Origin of the sequence: Gordonibacter sp. RACS_AR49 (assembly GCF_030418435.1) — a bacterium.
GTDB classification, from domain to species: domain Bacteria; phylum Actinomycetota; class Coriobacteriia; order Coriobacteriales; family Eggerthellaceae; genus Gordonibacter; species Gordonibacter urolithinfaciens.
In genome coordinates this window covers 23635-47076 of the sequence record NZ_JAIUDM010000008.1, presented here as the reverse complement: position 1 = coordinate 47076, position 23442 = coordinate 23635, and the positions used below count along the sequence as shown (strand labels likewise).

General features: G+C 68.6%; 23 protein-coding genes. 9 read left to right on the top strand and 14 right to left on the bottom strand.

Annotation, left to right across the window (positions count from 1 at the left end; translation table 11 throughout):
- Positions 1-852: 852 nt before the first annotated feature.
- Positions 853-2094, bottom strand: a complete 1242-nt coding sequence (locus tag LB310_RS12250) for an acetate/propionate family kinase (protein WP_123674703.1) — start codon at positions 2092-2094, stop codon at positions 853-855.
- 256 nt (positions 2095-2350) lie between these two features.
- Between LB310_RS12250 and LB310_RS12245 the strand changes: the two genes are divergently transcribed.
- Positions 2351-2581, top strand: a complete 231-nt coding sequence (locus LB310_RS12245; RefSeq protein ID WP_123674702.1) for a hypothetical protein — start codon at positions 2351-2353, stop codon at positions 2579-2581.
- Positions 2582-2707: 126 nt separating this feature from the next.
- Here LB310_RS12245 and LB310_RS12240 read toward each other — a convergent pair whose 3' ends face one another.
- The 7 genes from LB310_RS12240 to LB310_RS12210 form a co-directional block, all read right to left on the bottom strand.
- Positions 2708-3559 (bottom strand): hypothetical protein, encoded by an 852-nt coding sequence (locus LB310_RS12240; RefSeq protein WP_301155110.1) that lies wholly within the window; start codon positions 3557-3559, stop codon positions 2708-2710.
- Between the two features lie 499 nt (positions 3560-4058).
- Entirely contained in the window at positions 4059-4349 is a 291-nt protein-coding gene (locus LB310_RS12235) for a hypothetical protein (RefSeq protein WP_123674700.1), read from the bottom strand.
- Positions 4349-6124 (bottom strand): hypothetical protein, encoded by a 1776-nt coding sequence (locus tag LB310_RS12230; RefSeq protein ID WP_301155109.1) that lies wholly within the window; start codon positions 6122-6124, stop codon positions 4349-4351. The genes LB310_RS12235 and LB310_RS12230 overlap by 1 nt, the downstream gene beginning before the upstream one ends.
- Positions 6125-6170: 46 nt before the next feature.
- Complete coding sequence (locus LB310_RS12225; RefSeq protein WP_123674707.1) at positions 6171-6719, bottom strand: hypothetical protein; 549 nt, start codon at positions 6717-6719, stop codon at positions 6171-6173.
- 1 nt (position 6720) lies between these two features.
- Entirely contained in the window at positions 6721-7311 is a 591-nt protein-coding gene (locus LB310_RS12220) for a hypothetical protein (protein ID WP_123674708.1), read from the bottom strand.
- 79 nt (positions 7312-7390) lie between these two features.
- Complete coding sequence (locus LB310_RS12215) at positions 7391-7987, bottom strand: flagellar protein FliS (RefSeq protein WP_301155108.1); 597 nt, start codon at positions 7985-7987, stop codon at positions 7391-7393.
- A 276-nt stretch (positions 7988-8263) separates the two neighbouring features.
- Entirely contained in the window at positions 8264-9034 is a 771-nt protein-coding gene (locus LB310_RS12210) for a hypothetical protein (RefSeq protein WP_123674710.1), read from the bottom strand.
- A gap of 280 nt (positions 9035-9314) precedes the next feature.
- Here LB310_RS12210 and LB310_RS12205 point away from each other — a divergent pair, with 280 nt between their 5' ends.
- Entirely contained in the window at positions 9315-10517 is a 1203-nt protein-coding gene (locus LB310_RS12205) for an IS30 family transposase (RefSeq protein ID WP_301155107.1), read from the top strand.
- A gap of 38 nt (positions 10518-10555) precedes the next feature.
- Here the strand turns inward: LB310_RS12205 and LB310_RS12200 are convergent, their stop codons facing one another.
- The 5 genes from LB310_RS12200 to rnd all read right to left on the bottom strand — a co-directional run bounded on the left by LB310_RS12200 (position 10556) and on the right by rnd (position 14864).
- The gene (locus tag LB310_RS12200; protein WP_123674520.1) at positions 10556-10909 is read right to left on the bottom strand and encodes a histidine triad nucleotide-binding protein; all 354 of its coding nucleotides are present in this window, start codon (positions 10907-10909) and stop codon (positions 10556-10558) included.
- 51 nt (positions 10910-10960) lie between these two features.
- Complete coding sequence (gene xseB / locus LB310_RS12195; RefSeq protein WP_087192149.1) at positions 10961-11215, bottom strand: exodeoxyribonuclease VII small subunit; 255 nt, start codon at positions 11213-11215, stop codon at positions 10961-10963.
- A complete protein-coding gene (gene xseA / locus LB310_RS12190; protein WP_123674521.1) occupies positions 11202-12779 on the bottom strand; it encodes an exodeoxyribonuclease VII large subunit in 1578 nt (525 codons plus the stop codon). Before xseA ends, xseB begins: the two co-directional genes overlap by 14 nt.
- Before the next feature lie 10 nt (positions 12780-12789).
- Positions 12790-13464 (bottom strand): zinc metallopeptidase, encoded by a 675-nt coding sequence (locus tag LB310_RS12185; protein ID WP_087192147.1) that lies wholly within the window; start codon positions 13462-13464, stop codon positions 12790-12792.
- A gap of 242 nt (positions 13465-13706) precedes the next feature.
- Positions 13707-14864, bottom strand: a complete 1158-nt coding sequence (rnd, locus tag LB310_RS12180; protein ID WP_087192151.1) for a ribonuclease D — start codon at positions 14862-14864, stop codon at positions 13707-13709.
- Positions 14865-14937: 73 nt separating this feature from the next.
- Between rnd and LB310_RS12175 the strand changes: the two genes are divergently transcribed.
- Positions 14938-15849: a diacylglycerol kinase family protein gene (locus tag LB310_RS12175; RefSeq protein WP_301155106.1), complete on the top strand. Its 912-nt coding sequence runs from the start codon at positions 14938-14940 to the stop codon at positions 15847-15849.
- A gap of 88 nt (positions 15850-15937) precedes the next feature.
- Here LB310_RS12175 and LB310_RS12170 read toward each other — a convergent pair whose 3' ends face one another.
- Complete coding sequence (locus LB310_RS12170) at positions 15938-17041, bottom strand: TerC family protein (protein ID WP_087192145.1); 1104 nt, start codon at positions 17039-17041, stop codon at positions 15938-15940.
- A 275-nt stretch (positions 17042-17316) separates the two neighbouring features.
- Here LB310_RS12170 and LB310_RS12165 point away from each other — a divergent pair, with 275 nt between their 5' ends.
- The 6 genes from LB310_RS12165 (at position 17317) to LB310_RS12140 (ending at position 23358) form a co-directional block, all read left to right on the top strand.
- Positions 17317-18093 (top strand): teichoic acid transporter, encoded by a 777-nt coding sequence (locus LB310_RS12165; protein WP_096228492.1) that lies wholly within the window; start codon positions 17317-17319, stop codon positions 18091-18093.
- Between the two features lie 327 nt (positions 18094-18420).
- A complete protein-coding gene (locus LB310_RS12160; protein WP_278805624.1) occupies positions 18421-19029 on the top strand; it encodes a 4Fe-4S dicluster domain-containing protein in 609 nt (202 codons plus the stop codon).
- A gap of 91 nt (positions 19030-19120) precedes the next feature.
- Entirely contained in the window at positions 19121-21691 is a 2571-nt protein-coding gene (locus LB310_RS12155) for a molybdopterin-dependent oxidoreductase (protein WP_157006994.1), read from the top strand.
- Between the two features lie 5 nt (positions 21692-21696).
- Complete coding sequence (locus LB310_RS12150; RefSeq protein ID WP_301155105.1) at positions 21697-22029, top strand: hypothetical protein; 333 nt, start codon at positions 21697-21699, stop codon at positions 22027-22029.
- Positions 22030-22189: 160 nt separating this feature from the next.
- A complete protein-coding gene (locus tag LB310_RS12145) occupies positions 22190-22447 on the top strand; it encodes a chaperone NapD (protein ID WP_087192140.1) in 258 nt (85 codons plus the stop codon).
- Entirely contained in the window at positions 22444-23358 is a 915-nt protein-coding gene (locus tag LB310_RS12140) for a 4Fe-4S binding protein (RefSeq protein WP_157006996.1), read from the top strand. The genes LB310_RS12145 and LB310_RS12140 overlap by 4 nt, the downstream gene beginning before the upstream one ends.
- Positions 23359-23442 lie beyond the last annotated feature (84 nt).

Here is a 23442-nt window from a genome sequence, read left to right as displayed (position 1 = left end):
CGCGCCCCCGGCGTCCCAAATATAGCATCAGGGCTGATAGTTCGCGCAAAATCGCCGCACCCCGGGCGACGATTTCACGGATTATAGATGCCTCCCCCGCCATGTAAGACGATGGACGGCCGCCCCGCCAACCGGTGCATCCTCCGCTGGCACGCGATCCCCCGCGGCAACGACGCGCCGTCCTTCGCGTGGCGCCCCGACTCATCCTCCAGCCCGCGAGCGATCTACTATCCATGACCGTTGGCATCATGGACAAAGACGCTGCCTATGGCAACGCTCAAGGGGGCCTCTCCCCCTATCGAGAACTGCGACCTGGAGTTATGCGGCCTAAAGAGCCGACCTTGCAGCATCCGGCGCAGCTCTCGTTACCATAGCCTTCGCTTTTATCCACAAGAACCAGGATGACGCAGGGGGACGCAGGAAGGGGGCAACGTCAGCAGGATGACGCAGAGGATGACGTTATCCCCGTCCTGCGTCATCCTGCGTCACCGCTGTGTCCCCGTCCTGTGTCACCGCTGCGTACGACGGCCAACCTCGCGGAAAAGCTCCCTCCGAGTCACCGTTTTGGCCGCTCTGAAGCGTTTTAGACGGGTCGAGGCCCGCTCGCGACGGCATGCCGGGGCGTCCGCCGACATTTGCCCAGGTCGCCGAAAACCGTTCTCTCCTAAAAGAGCTGGAAGAGCTTCAGAGAGGCCAAAACGGTGACTCGGAGGGGCCGAAACGTCGAAGCGTCGCGATGCAGGGCACGGGAAAGGGGCTTCACCTACCGCCTAGGACGGCCGCCGACGCGAAAAGGCCCCGTGCGTCGCACGGGGCCCTATCCCAGATCAGACTTCGACAGCGAAACGCGCCCTACACGGCCACCGCTTCCTCGTCGAAGACGTCGCCCTCGACGCGCATCTGCTCGTGGACGATGTCATAGGTGTCGCGTGCGATCATGTACTCCTCGTTCGTGGGGATGATGATGATCTTCACCTGGGAGGACTCGGACGAGATCTCGCGCTCGAAGCCGCGCTGACGGTTCTTCTCCTCATCGAGGATGATGCCGAGCGGCTGCAGGCCGGAAAAAATCATGCGGCGCATCTTCTCGCAGTTCTCGCCGACGCCGGCCGTGAGCACTATGGCATCCACGCCGCCCATGACGGCGATGTAAGAGCCGATGTACTTCTTCACGGAGTTCGAGTACATGTCGTAGGCCAGCATGGCGCGCTCGTCACCTTTCTCGGAGGCGTCGCGCACGCTGCGCAGGTCGTTCGAGATGCCCGAGATGCCCAAAAGGCCCGACTTCTTGTTCATGAGATCGTTCATCTCGACGGCCGAGAGCCCCTCGTGCTCCATGACGAACGGCACGATGGCCGGGTCGATGGCGCCGCAGCGCGTGCCCATCATGAGGCCGTCGAGCGGCGTGAGGCCCATGGACGTGTCCACGGCCACTCCGTGGTCGATAGCGCTGATGGAGCAACCGTTGCCCAGGTGGCAGGTGATGAGCTTCAGGTCCTCCAGCGGCTCGTCCAGCACGACAGCCGCGCGCTCGGAGATATAACGGTGGCTCGTGCCGTGCGCGCCGTACTTGCGAATGGCGTACTTCTCATACAGCTCGTAGGGCAGGGGGTACATATAGGCTTTGGGGGGCAGCGTCTGAAAGAACGACGTGTCGAACACGGCTACCATCGGCACGTCCGGCATGTGCTTGAGGCAGGCGTTGATGCCCATGAGCGCCGCCTTGTTGTGCAGGGGGGCGAGCTCGGCCAGCTCGTCGATCTTGTCGATGACGTCTTGGTCGATGAGCACCGAGCGGTCGAAGTACTTGCCGCCCTGCACGATGCGGTGCCCCACGGCGTCGATCTCGTCGAGCGAGTCGATGGCCTTCGTCGGGCCGCTCGTCAGCGATTCCAGGACGAGCGCCATCGCGTCGTCATGGTCGGCCATCTTCGCATCGATGACCTCCTCGTTCTTGTCGAGGCCATGCTTGTGGAAGGCCTCTGCCGAGCCCACCCGCTCGCAGATGCCCTTGGCGAGCAGCTCGTGCTGCTCCACGTTCACCAGCTGGTACTTCAAGGAAGATGATCCTGCATTGATTACGAGAACGTTCAACGACCTGCCTCCTTCGCTTTCCTAAAGCACCTATTTTAGGCGCGCTTCGGAACGCCCGGATGCAGACGCACCGTCCTGTCGGCAAGCGGCAAGCCGCTCACCGAAAAGGTACCGAGGAGAGCGCGGGATGTTTGCTCTCCCCCCCGTGAGGTATATTTACTGGTTTTCAAGCATTCACCTGCGGATACGGCTGTATAAGGCTTAGGGCGAACGTACAATGGGGATTACGGAGGAACCCACGAGAAGAAGGAGAGCCATGGCTGCCGACATGAACCTGCCCCGCTTGAACGACCTTTCCAAACTGCTGTTGACCTCGGACGACCTCGGACGCGCGAAGGAAGCAGAGTTCGTGAAGGGCATCCGCGAGGACAAGGTGAAAATGCTCGTCACCGACAATCAGATCACCTGCGTCATGCTGGCGCCCGAGGTGTACAGCGCCTTTCTGGAAGTCACTGACAAGGTGATGAAGCCCGCTGCGCAAGCGTGATCCCTGCAAAAAAGACGGTGACGGAAAGACGAGAAAGGAGGGCGGCACACACATTGCCGCCCTCCTTTCTCGTTGCGGAAGGCACGACGAGGGTCCACTGGTCAACGCGCCTAGCGATACGGCGTGCTACAGGAGCATAAATGCGGCGGGATCAACCCCTCCCAAGGCCACAACCAGACAGGCGACGGCGAGCGCGAGCAAGGCGACGGCGAGCGCGAGCATTGCAGCGCCCTTAAGGCGCGCCTTTGGCGGCGTCTGCGCGGCAGAAGGACTAAACGCGGAAACGCGCTGGACCGGCGCTGCTAGCGGAGACCGGGACATGGGCACGGCTGGAGCCAGGGGCATGGAGGCACCGGCGGGCTCGGGAGCAGCGGGGCGCGGATCATCGACAAGTTCGATCCCGACAGACGCGACTCCCTCCGCAAGGCGACCCGAGCCCTGCAAGAGCAGCAGGAGCGCCTCGCCGCCCCCGCCCGAATAGCGCAGGGCAAGCTGGCCCGCCGGCTCGTCGGCATTGGCACCCAAGGACGCCGTCACCGCCTCGGGAGCAGGCTTCGGCGCAGGTTCGGGAGCAGGCGGACGCGGCTTGGGGAAACGTGCGGGGACCTGCACGCCGATGTCGGCATAGCGCCCCCTTATGGATAAGCTCACCGGATCCTGGCGCTTCTCGGAGAAGGAAGGAGCGGGCGCAGGCGGATCCTCGTGCGCAGGCGCCGTCCGCGCGGACGGCGCGGCGGCGGGCTTCGGCCCGGGCTCGTAGCCCAGAGCGCGCGCAAGGTCGAACGGCTCGGCCGCGCGCGGCGGTGCCGGGACGGGAGCGGCGCCCTCGACCGGGGCGTCTGGCCGGTAGCCGAGCGCGGCGGCGAGGTCGAACGATGGCACGGGAGTCTCCTCCTCGTCGGAACTCCCTCCTTCGGAGCGCGCGGCCCTCACGAGGTCGTTGAGCGTGAGGGTGGGCGCCGCTTCGGTTTCGGACATGTCTCTCCTCTCGTTCTGTCATGGTGATACGAGGCGCGGGGGCAGGGAGCGCGCACGAGACGCATGCCGCCAAAGGCGAGCGCGGCAGAAGCCGCGGCGAAGACGGCAGCCGCGCCCAGGAACGGCGCCTGGAATGGAGATGGCGAGGATCCGCTCAACGCGAGGCGCTCTGCAGACGGGGCGAGCGGGGAGCCTTCGGCGCCGAACTGCGAACAACCCGGCGATTGGAGCGCGAACGTCGCCACCGGGTCGGGTGCCTCGACGCTGCCCGACGGCGCTGCAGGCTCGCTCGCTTCTATGCCCGCCTCCGAAGGCTCCTCGGCATCTGGCGCCTCGGGCTCCTCGGCGGAGGGGCGCTCCATGCACACTGCCGCGTCGTCCAGCGCCCCCGGACCGGGGGCGCTGGCTAGGGCCGCGGAGGGGGACGCTCCCGCGAGCAGCAGCGCGAGGGCCTGTGCGCACGCCGCGCGGAGGCATGCACGCGGACGCTTCGCCTCCGTCATACGACCTGCTCGTACTCGCGCAGGCGCTTCCAGCCCCGCGGGGTGATCGAGAAGCAGTTCGCGCGCTGCCCGCCGTCCTCGGCGAACGAGGCGACGCGCCGCACGAGTCCCTTCTGCTCCAAGTACCCGCATATGCTGCGCACCTGCACCCGCGACAGGCCCGTGGTCTGGGATATCACGCGGTACGACAGCGACACGGGGCACTTCTGCCCCCTCGTCCGCTCCCCGAGGAACACGAGCACCCGCATACGGCTCTCCTGAACCTCCCTGTTGCTCACGCGCGGCATTATCGTATTCTCCTTCCACTCGTCCTCCCTTCCGTTTTCGGAAGGGCCGGGCGGAGCCGCTCCCTGCGCTGCGCACGCGCGGCGCGCAGCGCGACGAGTAGCGAGGCGAGCGCGACGCAGGCGGCCAACGCGAACGCGCGCGCCGCTGCGCCGTCGCCGGTGTGCGCGGCCCCGAGGCCGCCCGGGTCCCGCGGCCCCTCGGCGGCGGAGGCCGGCTGCCGGTCGACCCCGCTCCCGCCGTCGTCGCCCTGGCCGTCCTGGGGGCCATCTCCCCCGCCTTCGTCCGGGCCGCCGACGGGCGCAAACGACGCCACGAGCTCCGCGTCGGCGCGCACGTCCTCCGCCGTGAAGCAGCCTCCGGACGCCCGGCCGGTCACGTCGGACCCGTCGAGTGTCAGCCGTGCGAGGCGGAACCCCGCCTCCGGCAGGAGCGCGAAGGAGGCCGAGCCGCCGTCGGGCACGACCGCCCGCTCGGGCGAGACCGTGCCGCCGCCCTGGGCGCTCGCGCGCACCACGTGCGTGGCGACCGGCTTCGAGCCAGGATCCTCGCTCGCCCCGAGCCTTCTGAACAGCACCTCCACGACCGTGTCCTCGCGCAGGTCGCGCACGGTGAACCAGTAGGCCCCGTGCCCTCCGGGCCGGGCCTCCCTCTCCGCGAGGGGCGCAGCCTCCGGCGCAGCGGCGACTCGCAGGAAGACGCTACGCGAGGCGGCCGAGAAGGCCTCCGCGCGGGCCGCAGGCGATCCGCCGGCCCTCACGGGGAAGGCCTCCACCTCGACGCCGTCCACGAATACCGCGTCCAGGTCGTACCCCTCGTCGGGATAGGCGTAGAACGTCTGCGACGAGCCGGTGGCCACCACGAACGTGCCCGAGGGCGACACCGTGCCGCCGCTCCCCGCCTCGGCGCTGCCGCGCACGTCCACGGTCACCGTGACGAAGGGCCCCGGGTCGACCGGCCCGCCCCCACCCGGCAGCGCCACGGCCACATCGCCCAACCCGGTGGCGAGGACCGTGACACTCCCCCCGCCCGCCGCGGCCCGCGACACCGACGTCGCGCCCGACGCGTCCCGGCGGACCACGACGACCTCAGCGCCTTCGCCCGCACCCGGAACCAGGGCACGCACCTCGAGCGTGCCCACGAAGGGAGGCATGCCCTCCGGCGCGCCCGCGAGCTCCGCATGCCAGGCGCGCGCCACCCGGGCCTCCCCCGCCACCTCCGCGAGCGCGTCCCGTGTGGGGTCGTCGGGAGCGAGCACGCGCGCCTCCAGCGCGGCGGAAGCGTGGATCGACCCTGTCACCGTCAGTCCCGCGGCCGAGAGGGTGCGCTCGGCGTAGCCGTCGACCACAATCACCCGCACCGAAGCCCGCGCGACCGCGCCCGACCCGTCGCGCGCCTCCACCTCGTACACGTAGGAGCGCCCTCGCTCGAGCAGCTCCAAGTGGTCGGCCAGCCGGCACTCCGGCCCGGCCCAGGAAAAGCCGTCGGGCGCGCCGTCCGAGGTGCGCGTCCACGTGAAGGAGCACGCGCCCGTCGCGCCGGCCGCCTCCGCGCGCAGCACGTAGGTGTCGGGATCGGCCTCGATCTGCTCGAGCGAGACCGCGATGTCGTCGGTCACGGCCGCGATGCGCAGCCCCGCCACCAGCACGCGCACCGTCGAGATCGCCGTCGCGCGGTCGGGCGAGCCGGCGCCGTCCGCCGCCTGCGCCGGAAGAGCCGGCGCGGCGAGGCACGCCGCGAGCAGTGCCGCCACGGCAGCGAGCGCGAACCTCCTCATCGCTTCCTCCTTCGTCAGACTGCGGGCCGATCGCCCCCGTTCCCGCTCACTGCCTCACCGCCACCTCAACGGCGGCCGCCGCCGTACCCACCGCGGCTTCCGTCTCCGGATCGACCGCCGTGAACACCGCGGTGCACGCGTAGGTGCCCTCCTCCAGGCGCATGGCGAGCGGCGCGCGCTGGATGTGGCTGTTCGGTTCGATGAGGCCGCTTGCGTACACCGTCTCGCCCGTGTCGTCGCGCACGAGCTCCACCCGCATGAGGTAGCGGTTGCCCGGCACGTTCTCGATGCGCAGCTCAGCCTCGCCGTCGGGCGTCGCCTCCACCAGGCTCGCGATGGAGATGCTGAACATGCCCTCCGCCACGATGCGGTCGAGCTCCTCCTGCACCTCCTCGGGGCTCTTGCCGGCCAGCTGCCCTAGCGCGGCGTTGGGGTCGCGCCCGGGCTCGGGGACGACCCCGGCCCGCGGCGCGAGCAGCAGCGCCGCCGCGACGAGGGCAGCCGCGAGGACGATCGCCGCCGCGAGCGCGAGCAGCCCCCGGCGGCGCGCTCGGCCCTCCTCGGCCGCGGCGGCGCCGTCGTCCCGCGCATCCATGCTACGCGACAGACGCCGCGTACGTGGGGTCGGGCTCCACGACGTAGGTCACCGTGAGCGCCTCGGCGGCCGTCTCGAACGTCTTCTTGAGCTGGCTCACCGAGCAGTCGATACCGAAGGCGAGCTGCGAGTTCGCCGTGTCGGCCTTGCCGGCCATCGACCAGCCCGTGGGAGACACCGCGCTCGTGTTCAGCACGACGCCGTCCTTGCCCGTTGGCGTGAGCTTCAGGTAGATGTCGCCGATGGTGTTCGTCGACGTCGACTCGGCGGTGAGGGCGGCGGGGGCGATGGTCCACCCCTCGACGGCCGCGGCCTGCACCTGCGACACCTTGATGGGGAAGGCCGAGTTGTTCTTGATCACGTAATTCGTGGGGACGGTCTTGGCCGCACCGCCCGTCGCCAGCACCTCTACCGGCAGGTTCACCGGCACGTCCGCCACGAGGTTGTCCACCGTGGTGGTCACCTGCACCTTGCTGGTGTTGGCCGGCTGGTCGCCCGCGGCCCAGGCGGGCAGCGCCGCCAGCGAAAGCGTGGCGGCGAGCGCCACGCACGCGGCCGCCTTCCCCGCGCTTCTCGAAATCTCCCTGCTCATGGCTTTCCTCCTTCTCGTTGGTTTTCCCGCCCGCGCGCTCGGGGCGCGGGCGGTGTGCTCGGCCCTACGGCCGTCCCGCTCATCCCTCGACCGACAGCGTGACCTTGGCCCCCGCCCTGCCCACTTCCTCGCGCGACTCCGGGTCGAGCGCCGTGAACGTGGCCGTGGCCGCGTAGTTGCCGGGGTCGAGGTCGCTCGCGAGCTCGACGGTCTCCAGGTAGGTGCCCGGCTTGAGCGCCTTGGACTCGAACACCGTCTCGCCCGTTCCGTCCAGGACGATGGCCACCCGCATGAGGTAGCGGTTGCCCGGCACGTTCTCGATGTAGGCCGTGCCCTCCGACGCGCCGTCGGCGAAGGGGATCACGCTGGCGATGGAGATGCCGAACATGCCCTCCTCCACCACGCGGTCGAGCTCCGCCTGCGCCTCCTCGGCGCTCTTGTAGGGGGCCTGCCCCTCCTTCGCACGATCGTCGAAGAAGCCGTCTTCGAGGCCGCCCGGCCCGAAGAGGGCGAGCGCTCCCAGGGCCGCGGCGGCCAGGACGAGGGCAAGCGCCGCGAGGGCCGCTCGCCTGCGCCGTCCGCCCGGGCGCCCCTCGACCCCGGCCGGCTCGCGGCGGCGCTTCCCGACGGGCTCCCGCCCGTCCCGCCGTCCCTCGCCGGCCCCTTCGTCTTCCATGCGAACCACCTCCTCGCCTCGACGCCTCCGCCGCGCGCCGCGAGGGCGCACGCCTGAAAATTCGACCGCAGTATAGCCCCCCGATGATGACTTCGCAGGTCGGCGACCTGGCGCGGAACCGAGGGCCTCCGAGCGTTATGAACAGGGGGTTGGTGTAAACCAGCAGTTGAGGGGGCTAATTTGACGGCCCCATCACCGGGCGTGCGGGGTCGCCGGCCTTCACCGTTTATATATGACGGGGGGAGAGAAAAGGCGTTTTAGCTGATAGGGGGTGAGTTATCGCGCGGAGCCGGGAAGGTCGGCCTCGAGGTCGCGCGAGGCCGACCGCACGGCCCGCTCGTAGCTCGCGGCGTCCAGGCCGAGCGACGACACGTCGAGCACCGCATGCACCTCCCCTCCCTCGACCTCCGCGCTCAGGCAGCGCGCGCCGAAATCGCGCTCGAGACCAGCGGCGAACGCGGCGGCCAGGGCGGGGTCGTCGAAACGGGCCTCCATCTCGGTGGCGGCGCAGAGGCCGTCCTCATCGAGGGTCACGGTCTCGGTCACCCGGTGCGACGAGCCGTCCCCGCCGTCCACCGTGTAGCGCAGGAAGAGGCGCTCCGGGGGCGCGGGCTCGGTGAACGGTGCGGGCGCCTCGGGGGCTTCGGGAGCGGGGCCGGCGGACGGCGGCGCGAGGAGGGCGGCGAGTAGTGCGGCGGCCAGCGCCAGGGCGAGGGTCCCAGCCGCGACGGCGAGGGCGATCCCCAGCGTACGGCGGTGCGCGGCGGTGGCGTCGCGCAGCCCATCGGCAAGGCCTCGCGGCACGGCGTCGAAAAACGGCGAGGCGTCGCGCAGGGGGCCGGGGAACGGCGCGGAGCCGAGATTGGGGTCGGGTTCAGGGTCGGCGGCCGCCGCGCCCGCCGCCGCGGCCGCCTCTTCGAGCGAGGGCAGGGACGCGAGGTCAACGGGCTCGGGACGTTCTGCGGGCTCCTCCTCGTCCTTCGGCAGACGGCCCGCGAGCGCGAGCAGCTCCTCGACGGTGAGCGCCGAGCTGTCCGAACCGGGCACGCGCCCACCTCCTCGCACTTGACAGGCGGGCGGGGCCCCGAGCCGCGCCCAACGACAAGGCCAGCATAGCAAAGGGCCCGGCGCGACAGAGCGCCGGGCCCTCAAACACCGCCTTTTTTACCTGCCCCCGGGGTGAGCAAACTTAAAAGGCGCGACAAGGAGACGTTGCGGATACTGTCGCATCCGCAACGTATCACGACCAGGCAAGACGAACGTGAATGTGACGATATCCCCGGGCGGTTTCAACCGATCATTGCACACGACCTTAGGATGTGGTGCAATGGGAGGGAAGTACACGCTTGACGATTGGAGCGCCGTCAAGGAGAGGCTCCGCCTCGGCGACACCGTTCGGGGAGCCGCCGAGGCGTGCGGGGTTGGCCGCGGCGCCGTCTTCTCCTGGAGCCGCATGGACGAGCCTCCTGACAGGATGGTGGCGCCGATGGACTACGGGGTCGACCTGGACCGGCAGATAGCGCAGGGGCGCAGCGCCAGGCAGAGGCTCTCCTTCGAGGACCGCGCCTACATCGCGGCCATGAGCTCCCAGGGATGCGGCCCCTCCGAGATCGCCCTCAAGGTGGGCGTGCACAGGACCACCGTGGCCCGCGAGCTCGCCCGGTGCGCCGAGGGGGCCTACGACCCGAGGAGGCGCGCCCGCAGGCCGAAGGCGCGCAAGCTGGAGGAGGGGCGGCTGCGGGGCCACGTCGCCTCGAAGCTCGCGCTCCTGTGGTCGCCCAGGCAGATATCGATGAGGCTCCGCGAGGAGTTCCCGGACGAGGAGGAGATGCGCGTGAGCCACGAGGCCATCTACCAGGCGCTCTACGTGCAGGGCAGGGGGTCCCTGCGCCAGGAGGTGGCCGTCGAGCAGGCGCTCCGCTCCGGGAGGAAGAGGAGGGCCCCGCGATCCCGGCTGCCCGCCCGCCCGCGCGGCAGGAGCTGGGTGGAGGGGTGCGGGATATCGGAGCGCCCGCCCGAGGCCGCCGACCGCGCGGTGCCCGGGCACTGGGAGGGGGACCTCGTCGTCGGCGGCGACCTGGCGAGCTGCCTCGTGACGCTCGTCGAGAGGAGGACCCGCTTCCTCGTCGCCCGGCGCCTCATGGCCCACGACACGAAGACGGTGGTCGACCTGCTCGTGGAGATGTGCGCCGAGGTGCCGGGCGCCGTGCGCGACGGGCTGCTCTCGACGCTCACCTGGGACCAGGGCTGCGAGCTGGCCGACGCGGCGAGGTTCACGCTCGAGACGGGGGTGAAGGTCTACTTCTGCGACCCCCACTCCCCCTGGCAGAAGGGGACCAACGAGAACACCAACGGCCTCGTGAGGCAGTACTTCCCGAAGGGCACGAGGTTCTCGGAGGTGAGCGACGAGGACGTGCGGGCGATGCAGGATCAGCTCAACGGGCGGCCGAGGGAGACGCTCGGTTGGAAGACGCCGGCCGAGGCGCTACAATCGGAGCTGGCAAACGCCAACCGTGCAATGACCGCCTGACGCCGCCCCGGGGCCCTGTCACGCTCGTTGCCGCCGTGCTACTTCTGCGAGGGGTCGCCCGAGTTCATGGGCGCGCCGCCCAGCACGTGCACGTGCAGGTGATGCACCGACTGCTGCGCGTCGTCGTTCGTGTTCACGATCACGCGGTAGCCGCTCTCGGCGATGCCCTTGATGTCGGCCACCTTCCGCACCGTGTTGAACAGGTAGCCCAGCTCCTCGTCGGGCACGCCGTCGCCGATGTTGTCGTAATGGTTCTTCGGCACGATGAGCGTGTGCACCGGCATCTGGGGATTCACGTCCTCGAACGCGAGCACCCGATCGTCCTCGTACACCTTCGTCGACGGGATCTCCCCCGCCACTATCTTGCAGAACAGGCAGTCTTCCTTGCGCATGGAGCCCTCTCCTTCCCTTCCGTGCGCCGCCCCGTCGGAGGCGGCGTCAGCCTATGACAGCGTGGCGTCGCGCGTGGCGTCGTCCACCTCGCCCTCAAGCTCGCCCATCAGCACCTCGACCTTCTGCTGCGCCTCGTTCAGGCGGCCCTGCAGCGCGCGCAGCAGAGCCACGCCGCGCTCGTAGCTGACCAGGCTGTCCTCGAGCTCCAGCGAGTTGCTCTCCAGAACCCGCACGATGCCGTCGAGCTCGCCCATGGCCTCGCGGAACGTCAGCTCCTCGATGGGCTTGCGATCACCTGTCTCCATTATCATCATCCTCCCATAGTATCATCTCGATATCCTCGCGCCGAGCCGACTCCACGCGGCACGCCAGCACGCCGTCCGACACCGTCACCTCGAGCGCCGAGCCAGGCGGCGCGTCCTCGATGCTCCTCGCCACGGCGCCCTCATGGGTACGCGCGATGGCGTAGCCGCGCCCGATGACGGACAGGGGCGACAGGTCCTCGAGGCGCGCGGCCGCCAGTGCCGCCTGCTGGCCGAACCGGGGCACGAGCCCGGGCCCCAGCGACGCGAGCCGCTGCCGCGCGTGCCCGACCTGCACCCGATCGCGCTCCAGGTTGGCGGGCAGAGCCGGCAGCAGGCGCTCCCGGCACCGTTCCAGCGCGGCCTGCTCGCGCGCCACGCCCTCGGGCAGAAGGCGCGCCAGGCGCTCGCGCTGGCGGTCGAGCGTGGCGCGGTCGCGCTCCAGGTTGGCGGGAATGGCGCGGAACAGCCGCTCCGAGGCCAGGTCGACGCCCTGCATAGGAGCGGCGAGCAGCAGGTTCGGGTCCCGGAGCACGGGGCGCTCGGCACAGCGGCGCACCTCGGCGGCCGTCCGCTCCACGGCGCGCCCTGCGCTCATGGACAGCGAGCGGGCATGCGCGCAGAACAGCTCCGACAAGCTCTCGCGCGTGGGCGTGACGGCCATGGCCGCATAGGTGGGCGTGGAGGCGCGCCGGTCGGCCACCATGTCGGCGATGAACGTGTCCGGCTCGTGCCCGATGCCGGTGACCACGGGGATGGGACACGCCGCGATGGCGCGCGCCAGGGCCTCATCGTTGAAGGGCATCATGTCCTCGTAGGACCCGCCGCCGCGCCCGACCAGCATGACCTCCACGCCGGCGCGGTACAGGCAGCGCATGCCCTCCACGATGCTGGCGGCGGCCTGGGCACCCTCCACCTGCACGCCCGCCACGAACACGCGCGCCACGGGGAAGCGGTTGCGCAGCGTGCGCAGCATGTCGTGCACCGCGTCGCCGCGCGGCGAGGTGACGATGCCGATGGTCAGCGGGAACTGCGGGATGGGCAGCTTGCGCGCCGGGTCCATGAGCCCCTCGGCCTCCAGCTTGCGCGCGAGCGCCGCCACCTGGGCGCGCAGGCGCCCCTCGCCGGCGAGCTCGATCGAGAACACGTCGAAGTTCATGCGGCCCTTGGCCGCGTACAGCGTGAACCTGCCGGTCAGCTCTACCAGCTGCCCCACTGCCAGGTCCACGCCCGAGGCCTTGTAGCGGCCCATCCACATCATGCAGGGCAGCGCGGCGTCGGCGTCCTTCACCGTGAAGTACACGGCCTTGTAGCCGCGCTTGCTGCTCGTCTCGGACACCTCGCCCACCAGGCGCACGACCACGCCCTCGAGCGCGCCCTTCGCAAGGGCCATGGCCGCGGAGACGGAGAGCGCCGTGGGCGCGCCTTCGGCATCCGACCCGTCCTCGCCGCGCGCCGGCGCGGCTGCGCACGATGCGGCGGGCGCGGAGGCCCCTGCCGTCGCCGCGCGCGCCCGTTCGAGCGCGTCGGCCAGGGCCGCGCGCCCTCCTTCTCCTCGATCCCCCATGGACGCCTCGCTATTCCCGGCGCTGGCCCAGCAGCCACAGCAGCTGCAGGATGGACGTGAGGGCCGCCGCCACGTAGGTGAGCGCGCAAGCGCGCAGCACGCTGAACGCGCCGCCCTGCTCGGACTGCGGCAGCGCGATGGTGTCCATGTAGGTCATGGCGCGGCGCGAGGCATTGAACTCCACCGGCAGCGTGACCAGCTGGAACAGCACCACCACGGCGTACATGACGATGGCGAGCGTCGTGAGCTGATTACTCACCAGTATGATGCCCAGCATGAGCAGGAAGATCCACGCGTTCGACGCCAGGTTCACCACGGGCACGATGGCCCCGCGGATCTTCATGGGCGCGTAGTTCTCGGCGTACTGGCAGGCGTGCCCCACCTCGTGGCACGCGGTGGCCGTGGCCGTGATGGAGCGCCCGTCGAACGCGTCGGGCGAGAGCGTCACCGAGTTCGTGCGCGGGTCGAAGAAGTCCTGGCCCGGCCCGCCGCGGTGCACCGCCACGTCCGTCACGCCGTAGTAGGCGAGCATGCGGCGCGCGGCCTCGGCGCCGGTGAGCCCGTTGGAAATAGGCACCCTCGTGTACTTCTTAAGCTGCGAGTTCACGTACCACGTGGCGAGCCCGCCGATGGCGAGCGTGGCCACGATCAGCAGCAGGTATTCATAGCTCAATCCGAAAAACATAGGACGTAACCACTCCTTCGAAGAGGTTGCTTCCGCGACCGCATGGCGGCCGCTTTTTACCGTACACCTGTATTATACAAGAGCGTGAAATCGGGCTGAAAACGCGCGGCAAACAGCGCGGAATCACCAAAGGCGCGTTACCGAGCCGTGATCTTCCCGCAACCCTGCGGCCGCGGGCCTTTATCAGGAGCGGCCTGCTCAGGTGCCCGCCGCCTTTCCGGGCCGCGCGAACCCGGCTGGCCTCACGCGGCGCCGGGGCCCTCCCGCCGCTCCACCTTGAGCCCGCCGTCCAGGCTAAGCGTCAGCCGGCCGTCCAGCAGCTCCAGCAGCTCCTCGCCCACGATGGCGCGCCGCCAGCCGCGCAGCAGGTCCACGCCCTCGCGGTAGCCGCGCGCGACGCGCGCCAGGTCGTCGTGGCTGGCCAGCGTGGGGAACGCGATGCCGTTCTCCTTGGCCCTCAGGCGCACGAGCGCACTCATGAGGTCGAGCTCTGCATCCACGTTCGGCTCGCTCTTGCCGCAGCGGTCGAGCTCGGGCCACGTGTCCGGCGGCGCCGAGAGCGCCGAGGAGATGAGCGACACCACCGCGCGCGCGTCCTTCGTGGACAGGCGGTCGGACAGCCCCCGCACCATGAACAGCTCGTCGATCGTGCGCGCCTCGCGCTTGCACGCCTCCACGATCTGCTCGTCGGTGACCACCCACTTCCGCGGCACGTCGCGGCGCTGCGCCTCCAGCTCGCGCCAGGCCGCCACCTCGCGCGCGGCCGAGAGCTGCCGGCGCGACAGCTGGGACACGCGCTTGAGCCGCCGGAAGCGCTCGCGCTCGTTCGCCTCGTAGCGCGCCGGGTCGGACAGCTCCTCGAAGTCGTGGTCGAGCCAGTGCAGCCGCCCCTTCTCCTCCAGCGCCGCCCGCATGCCCGCATACAGCCGCGGGAGGTACACCACGTCGTCGGCCGCGTAGTCGCGCTGCGAGGCAGACAGCGGCCGGCGCGACCAGTCGGTGAACGAGTCGATCTTCTTGAGCGACACGCCGCATTCGGCATGCACGAGCGCCGCGTAGCCGATCTGCTGCGTGTGGCCCAGCAGCGCCGCCGCGATCTGCGTGTCGAATACGGGGCGCGGGAGCACGCCCACCTCGCGCAGGATGATCTCCAGGTCCTGCCCCGCCGCGTGGAAGAGCTTCACGATGCGCTCGTCCTCCAAAAGCGGCGCCATCACGGAAAGGTCGTCCATCTCGAAGGGGTCGACGATCACCACCTCGTCATCGGTGGCCATCTGCAAAAGGCACAGCTTGGCGTAGTACGTCTTCTCGCGCAAGAACTCCGTGTCGATGGCGAGCACGCTCGACGAGCGCGCCCGCTCCACGAATGCCGCGAGGTTTTCCTGGGTAGCAATATACATGTACGAGATTCCCTGCCTTGTCATCCGCGCTCCATGTTGTACTATGCCATCATAGCAAACAGAAAGGGATTGTGTGAAACTGCTCGTCATCAACAACCTTGCCTCGGGTTTCGGAGAAGGGTCCGTCTACGACTTCATCCGCTCGTTCGCCCGCGACGGCGACGAGGTGTGCGTGCGCTCGACCGACGGCACCACCGACGTGCGCGACCTCCTGGGCGACGCGGAGGAGTTCGACGCCGTGGTGGCGAGCGGCGGCGACGGCACGGTGGCCAACGTGAGCTACCGTCTGGCGAACACGGGCGTCCCCATCCTGCCGTTTCCCGCGGGCACGGCGAACCTGCTGGCCGCGAACCTGGCCTCGCCCATGGAGCCCCACGCGCTCGCGAAGCTCGTGCGCGAGGAGCGCACGCTCGACTTCGACCTGGGCGAGATCGAGGTGGACGGGCAACGCTTCGGCTTCGGCATCATGGCGGGGGCCGGCTACGACGCGGCCATCATGCACGGCGCCGCGCCGGCGAAGCGCCTGCTGGGCCCCATGGCCTACTTCTCGGCCGCCTTGGCGAACCCCTTGCCGCAGACCTCCAAGTTCAAGCTGGACCTCGACGGCGAGCACGTTGAGAGCGAGGGCCTGGGCATCCTTTTGGTGAACTTCTCGAAGATCCAGTTCGACATCACGGTCACGCATGAGAACGAGCCGCGCGACGGCGTGTTCGACGTGGTGGTGCTGAAGGCCCAGAACGCCTTCGAGCTCATCCCCGCGCTCCTCGCCGGCCTGCTCGACCGCGGCGGCGACTTCCCCGAACGCACGGGCTCGCTCGAGATCCACCGCGCCCGCGAGGTGCGCGTGGAGGCCGACCCGCCCATGGAGGTGCAGTACGACGGCGAGGCCACCAACCTCACCACGCCGTTCACCGCCCACATCATGCGCCGCGCCGCCCGCTTCTTCGTGAGCGAGGAAGGCTGGAGCCTCTTCGCCGAGAAATAGGGCGTGGCAGGGGGACGCCCGTCCCCCTGCCACGCCAGACGCCATCCCCGTCCCCTGCCTCACGGCCGGCTGGAGAAGAGGGGCACGCCTACTTCTCCGCGGGCTCCTCGTACGTCGGCTCGACGTCCTCCACCTGGGCGCCTATCTCCAGCGGGGCGTCGAAGGCGGCGCTCGCGGTGCTCGAGGAGGCCATGAGCTCCTTGAACGATGCGGCGTCCTCTCCGGCCATCGGCATCATCACGTACACGTTGTTGCCGATGATGACGGGCCGGATGCGCTCGGCGGCGGCCGCCTTCGCGCCCTCGGCCGAAGCCCCTGCGGCGGCATCGCCGTCGGCATCGCGCTTCATCTGCTCCATCATCTCGGCGCGCACGCTGTCGATCTGCGCGGCCGTCTCGTTCTGCCAGCGCTCCTTGCGCCACGCGAGGACGTTCGCGTTATAGCGCATCTGGATGACCTCGAGCACGATGCAGAACACCATGGCGAAGTACACGATCAGCTTCTCGAGCGGCATGTGCATGAGCTCGATGCCGGTGTGGAAGCCCGCGCTGTCGATGACCAGCAGGCAGCCGATGGCCACGATGAACGTGAGCGCGAGCATCTTCATCTCGGGGTGCCCGTTGATGAAGTTGGAGATGGGGTCGATGAAGATCATCATGAGGAACACGGCCAGCATGACGGCGATGATCATGATGATGAGGTGGTCGGCCATACCCACGGCCGTGATGACCGAGTCGATGGAGAACACGAGGTCCATGACCATGATGGTGCCCACCGCCTGCGGCAGCGCGATGCGGTGGAGCGCCTTGTGCTCCTCGCAGTGCTCGGCCTTGAGCTCGGTGAGCTTGAGCGTGTCGCGCAGCTCGGCGATGCCCTTGTAGATAAGGTAGGCGCCGCCGACGAGCAGCACGAGGTCGCGCACCGAGAACCCGTGCGCGTAGGGCCCGAGGTCGATGGTGAACAGCGGCGTGGTCATATGCACGAGGAACGACGCGAAGCACAGGAAGACGATGCGCATGACGAGCGCGCCCGCCAGGCCGAGCTTGCGGCCGATGTGCTGCTTGTCCTCGGGCAGGCGGTTCGTGGTGATCGAGATGAACACCAGGTTGTCCACGCCGAGCACGATTTCCAGGAAGATGAGGCTGACCAGGCTGATCCATGCCTCGGGCGATGCGAAGATTGACAGATCCACGGGTTGCTAGCTCCTTTGTCGGGTTCCTCGTCCGTACCGCAGGCGGGCAGAGTCCACAAAAAAGACTCATGGCGCGGCTGCATGCATGCAAGCTGCGCCATGAGTCTCGTTATTCAAGACACGCCAGGCTTTTCGGCCATGATGTTGAACGTGCCGCTCGCGCTTCCAGAGCGCGAGCCAACTACTCCCCCACGGGCGAGACGTATCCTATCACGGAGCGGTGTGGGAACAATGCTATAATGCCCAAAGCACACAAACCCCTCAGGAGTACGCTCATGTTTTTCAACGCGCGAAAGAACGGCTACGACGCGGGCGACGGCCCCGTCCGCTACCTGGACGGCAGCTCGCTCACCCGCCCGCTGGAGGCGCCCCGGCCCCAGATGCTCGCCATGGCCGCGTTCGTCTTGGCCGCAGCCGTCATCGGCGGGGTCTTCCTGTTCAACGTCATCGACAACGTGACGCACTCGGCCGAGCGCACGCGGGCGACGGTCGAGCAGAACCTCGCACGCCCCGCCTCCATGGCCAGCCTGCCGAACCTCGCCTCGCTCGTCGGCCTCGATGCCGAGGGCGTCAAGACCGCGTTCGCGGAATCCGGCTGGTCCATCGCCGACAAGGGCGCGCTCTCCGGCGACGAAAGCGGCAACCTGGACCTCATCAAGCTGCCCGACGACGTGAGCGAGGCCCAGGCCCTTCTCATGTACAGCAACGTATCCAGCCTGTCCGCGGCCGACGCCACCCTGCTGCTCAACGGATCATGGCAGTTCACGTCCGAGGCGGGCGGTTCCGTGAACATGCGCGTGAAGTACGCCGACTTCTCGTCCGGCAGCGTGGAGGCCGCCGTGCAGACGGCCATCGCCTCCGAGGGCTTCGATCCGGCCACGGCCGGCGAGATGGCCGTCGACGAGTCGGGCAACACGTTCCAGGAGGGCACGGTCGCCGCAGGCGACGCCACGTACCACTGGCGCGTGTCCGCCATCAAGCTCTCGAGCGTCTACGACATCAAGGGACTGCCGGACACCGCCGTGTACGTGGGCATCCGCCTGTACGCCTAGGCGCCCCGCCGCAGGAGGCAGGTGAGACAGGGGGACGGGAACGATGCCTCGTTCTGCAGCGCAGCCAAGGGCGGTACCTCCCTGATGACACAGGACATGACGCAGCGTGACACAGGACGGGGATAACGTCATCATTTTTGGCAAACAAAAATGATGACGTTATCCCCGTCCCCCTGTCTCCCCTGTCTCCCTTTTAATTATCCACCGCAAAAAATAGAAGAAAACCCTCGCCTCCTTGAGGGGCTTCCCCTGTGCATCCTCGGGGCTACCCCGATTGGCAGGACCTCGCCTTCGGCGCATCATACGAGGTGAGGAAAGAGGGATCGAATGAGACTATCAAGCGTCATAGCCGGCCTGTCAGCCGCCGCCGTGGCCTTCCAGGGCATCGCCTATGCCGTGCAGGGCCCCGCAAAGAGCCTGCTGCGACCCCCCGGGGCGCAGGGCGAGGCCGATTTCTCGGCCCGCTGCATCAAATGCGGCAAGTGCATGGAGGCCTGCCCGTACGTCGCCCTCTTCCCTGCACCCGGCAACCAGAGACTCGCCGCCGGAACCCCCATGGTCGACGCGCGCGCCCAGGCCTGCCGCCTGTGCGAGGACTTTCCCTGCGTCGAGGCCTGCCCCACGAACGCGCTGCGCGGCATCGAGGAGCGCTCCGACGTGCGCATGGGCACGGCCGTGATCGACGAGGATCTGTGCATCGCGTTCCAGGGCATGCGCTGCGAGGTGTGCTACCGCACCTGCCCGCTCATCGACCAGGCTATCTCGATCGACTACCGCCTGCGCGAGGGCGATGCCATCCATTCCGTGTTCGCTCCCGTCATCGACGAGGAGCAGTGCGTGGGCTGCGGCCTGTGCGTCGAGCGCTGCGTGGTGGACGAGCCGGACGTCGCCATCCGCATCAGGACCGACGCCGAGCATCCCCGTGCCGGCGCCTGACCCAAGCACTGCCAATCCGTTCGAGGAACGGTGGGATAGAAGAGCGAAGAGCTAAAAGCTAAGAGCTAAAAGGGAGAGAAGGAGGGGTGTCATGGACATCTCAAGACGAGCATTCGTCAAGGCGACGGCTGTCGCGCTGGCGAGCGCCGCAGCGGCGGGCAGCCTAGCGTCGATGACCGGCTGCGCGGGCGGCGGTTCGGGCTCCACGGGCGCCGCGTCGGGCGGCGAGGGGCAGAAGCACACGGCCGTGTGCCGGTTCTGCGGCTGCGGATGCGGCGTGATCTGCGAGGTGAAGGACGGCAAGCTCGTGAGCGTGACGGGCGACCCGGAGAACCTTTCCAACAAGGGACTCAACTGCGTGAAGGGCTACTACCTGGGCAAGATCCTCTACGGCGACGACCGTCTGACCAAGCCGCTCATCCGCGAGGACAAGGCCACGAAGGGCACCGACGAGGGCCTGCGCGAGGCCACGTGGGACGAGGCGCTGGAGCTCGTGTCCGCGAAGCTCAAGGAAACGTGGAAGGCCGACAAGACCCGCCTGGCGTTCTGGCTCTCCGGCCAGCAGCCCATCACCGAGGGCTACGCCTGCGCCAAGTTCATCAAGGCGGGCCTGCTGTCCAACAACGTCGACCCGAACGCGCGCCTGTGCATGGCCAGCGCCGTGGTGGGCTTCATGAACGTGTTCCAGACCGACGAGCCGGCCGGCTGCTACGCCGACCTCGACAACGCCGACGTGTTCGTCACCTGGGGCGCCAACATGGCCGAGGCGCACCCCATGCTGTACTCGCGCCTCACGGCCCGCAAGCTCTCGGGCAAGAACGTGAAGCACTACGACCTGGGCACGCTGCGCACCCGCACGTCTGTGAGCGCCGACACGGTCATGCTGTTCAAGCCGAACACCGACCTGGCCATCGCGAACTGCATCGCGAACTACCTCGTGCAGAACAAGAAGTACGACGAGACCTTCGTGAACGACCACCTGCAGTTCAAGCAGGGCACCGAGAACATCGGCAATGCCACCGACGACGGCTACGACGCGAGCGACGTGGGCAAGACCGTCGACGCCGTGAGCCCCATCACGTTCGAGGAGTACGCCGCGCGCCTGGCGCCCTACACCTTCGAGTACACCTCGGAGCTCTCCGGCGTGCCGGCAGAGGATCTGAAGGCGCTCGCGCTCGAGTTCGCCGACCCTGACAAGAACATCATGTCGCTGTGGACGATGGGCGTGAACCAGCACAACCGCGGCACCTGGATGAACCACAACCTCTACAACATCCACCTGCTCTCCGGCAAGATCGCCCGCCCCGGCTGCGGCCCGTTCTCGCTCACCGGCCAGCCCACGGCCTGCGGCACGGCCCGCGAGGTGGGCACGTTCTCTCACCGCCTGCCCGCCGACCTCCTGGTGGCCAACGCCCAGCACCGCCGCTACACCGAGGCCATCTGGGATCTGCCCGAGGGCTACCTCGACGCCATCCAGAAGCCCGGCATGCACACGGTGAAGATCTTCCGCGAGATGTCGAAGGGCAACCTCGACTTCCTGTGGACCGCGCACAACAACTGGGCGCAGTCCATGCCGAACCTCACCCGCTTCCTGGGACAGGGCGACAAGAAGGGCATCTTCGACACGTTCATCGTGGTGAACGAGGTGTACCCGACGCTGTCCACCCAGTACGCCGACGTCGTGCTGCCCGTGGCCCTGTGGGTGGAGCGAGAGGGCCAGTTCGGCAACGCCGAGCGGCGCACGGCGGTGTTCGAGAAGGCCGTGGACCCGCCGGGCGAGGCCAAGTGGGACCTGTGGGCGTTCATGGAGGTGGCGCACCGCGTGCTCGACGGCGAGCAGATCGACGGCAAGGACGCCTTCGACCACCTGTTCGGCTTCATCTACGACAAGGGCGCGCACGACTTCAAGAACGACGGGCGCGAGACGAACCGCCTGCTGTGGGAGGAGTACCGCATCTTCTCGAACCCCGAGATGAACGAGAAGGCCAAGGCCATCAACGACGACGCCGACGGGAAGTTCAACGCGAAGCTGAAGATGGAGGCCAAGCAGCTGGCGCCCTACGAGGAGTACCTGGCGCGCCACGGCATGACCTGGCCCGTGCGCAACGTGGACGGAAAGTGGCTCGAGACGCACTGGCGCTTCGCCGACGGCAAGCAAGCCGACGGCTTCGACGAGATAGGCGTGGCGAAGTACGGCAAGCAGGGCCTGGCCAACAACCTGTCGTTCTACAAGTCCGCCAACCTGAAGCCCTCGGTGGTGTTCCGCCCCTACGAGCCGCCGGCAGAAGAGCCCGACGACGAGTACCCGTTCTACTTCTGCACAGGGCGCCTCCTGGAGCACTGGCACACCGGCACCATGACGCGCCGCGTGCCCGAGCTCGACCGCGCGCTGCCCGAGGCGCTGCTGAACATCCATCCGAACGACGCGTCGAAGCTCGGCGTGAAGGACGGCGACCTCGTGCACGTGAAATCGCGCTTCGGCGAGTTCGACATCAAGGCCTCCACGGCCGGTCGCACCGAACCGCAGGAGGGCATCGTGTTCGCGCCTTTCTTCGCCGAGGAGACGCTGGTGAACCTGGCGGTGCAGGACACGTACTGCCCGCTGTCGAAGGAGCCCGACTACAAGAAGACCTGCGTCTCTATCACGAAGGTCGAGGGGTGATCGCTATGAGGAAACATTTGGTTGCCGGCGCCCTCGTGGTTGCGATGGCGTTCGGTACGCTGGCCGCGGCCGGATGCTCGGGCCCCGCGCCCGCGGAGGACGTGAACGCGAACGTGCCGGCCGGCGCGCCGCCGCTCATGCCCGCCACCCATCAGGACCGGTTCGAGACCTTGGGCGCCTCCGGCTGCTACGGCTGCCACGGCGCGAGCGAGCGCTCGAACCCGATGCTGAACGGTTCCAAGGCCATGCCCGAGGACCACTATGCGGACGGCTCGTCCCAGACGCTCGAGCTCGATCCCACGCACGACCAGTGCAACACCTGCCACGTGCAGGGCTAGCACGTCGAGATAGCACCCTTCCCCGTTGGGGCGGCTCCCTCCGCCGCCCCAACCCCTTCGCCACCTTGGCTGTCCGCGAAAGCGTTCCCTGCGACCGCTTTCGCGGACAGCCAAACGGAACGTGCCCCGATGCGGGGCACCCGAATGCAAGGAGAGCAGCATGGTCATATCAAGCCTCGTCGTGGAGACGACGCCCGAAACCACGGCGCGCGTAGCCGAGGACCTCGGCCGCATCGAGGGCGTCGAGGTGCACGAGACGAACGGCTACAAGGTCGTGGTGACCATAGAGGCCGAGACGCTCGACGAGTCGCACGACATCGCCAGCACGTTCGTCGCCCTCGAGGGCGTCATCGGCATCAACCTGGTGTACGCCAACTTCGAGGACGACCCCACGGTGCAGAAGGCAGCCGAGAGATGATGCGCACCCCGAACACCTCGCATTCGCTCAAGTGGTCCTGGCTGCGGCACGCGGTGCAGATAGCGGCCCTGCTGCTGTTCGCCGCGCCGCTGCTCGTTGCCGGCTGGGGCCTGTTCGGGGTGTCCGTCGGCGGCGACGACCCTGTTCCCACTCCTGCCGACCTTCCCTTTTTCGGCAGCCTTTCCTCTTCATCGATAGGAGGGGTCACCCTCCTGGACCCGTTCGGGGTTCTTCAGGTCGTCGCCGCTTCCAAGACATTCGAGCTCGAGTGGCTCTGGTTCGCGCTGCCGGTCGTGGCGTTCTACGGACTCGTGCGCGCCCGGGCGTTCTGCGGCTGGGTGTGCCCGGTGAACCTGCTGCTGGAGCTGGTGGACGCGCTGCGCCGCAAGCTGGGCATCAAGGTAAGCGAGGCGCCCGTGCCGCGCCGCGCGAAGATCGGGGTCGCGCTGGCCGTGCTCGTGCTGTCGGCGGCCACCAGCGTGCCGCTGTTCGAGTCGTTCTCACCCATCGGCGCCGTGAACAAGGGCATCCTCTTCGGCAGCGTGGCGGGGCTCTGGACGCTCGGGGCCATCGTGGCGGCGGAGCTTTTCTGGGGCCACCGCGTGTGGTGCCGCGCGCTCTGCCCGCTCGGCGGCTTCTACGAGGCCATCGGCCGCGTGGGCGTGGTGAACGCAAGGTACAACCGCACGGCCTGCATCCACTGCGACGCGTGCCGCAAGGCGTGCCTGGCCGACCCGTCCATCCTGAACCCGGTGCTCGCAGGAGACGAGACGTACGTGCGCGCCGGCGACTGCATGGCCTGCGGCTCCTGCGTGGATGCCTGCCCCACCCGCGCCCTGTCGCTGGGCCTGGGCAAGGGCGCCAAGGAGGCGCCCGAAGCCTCCGCCGACGAGGTCCCCGCGAAGGCGTAAGGGCGCTCCCATAGCCGGTCGAAGGCACCTGCGCGATGCGGGACCGCCCAGCACGCCGGGCGGTCCCGCCGAGGTCGATCGCAT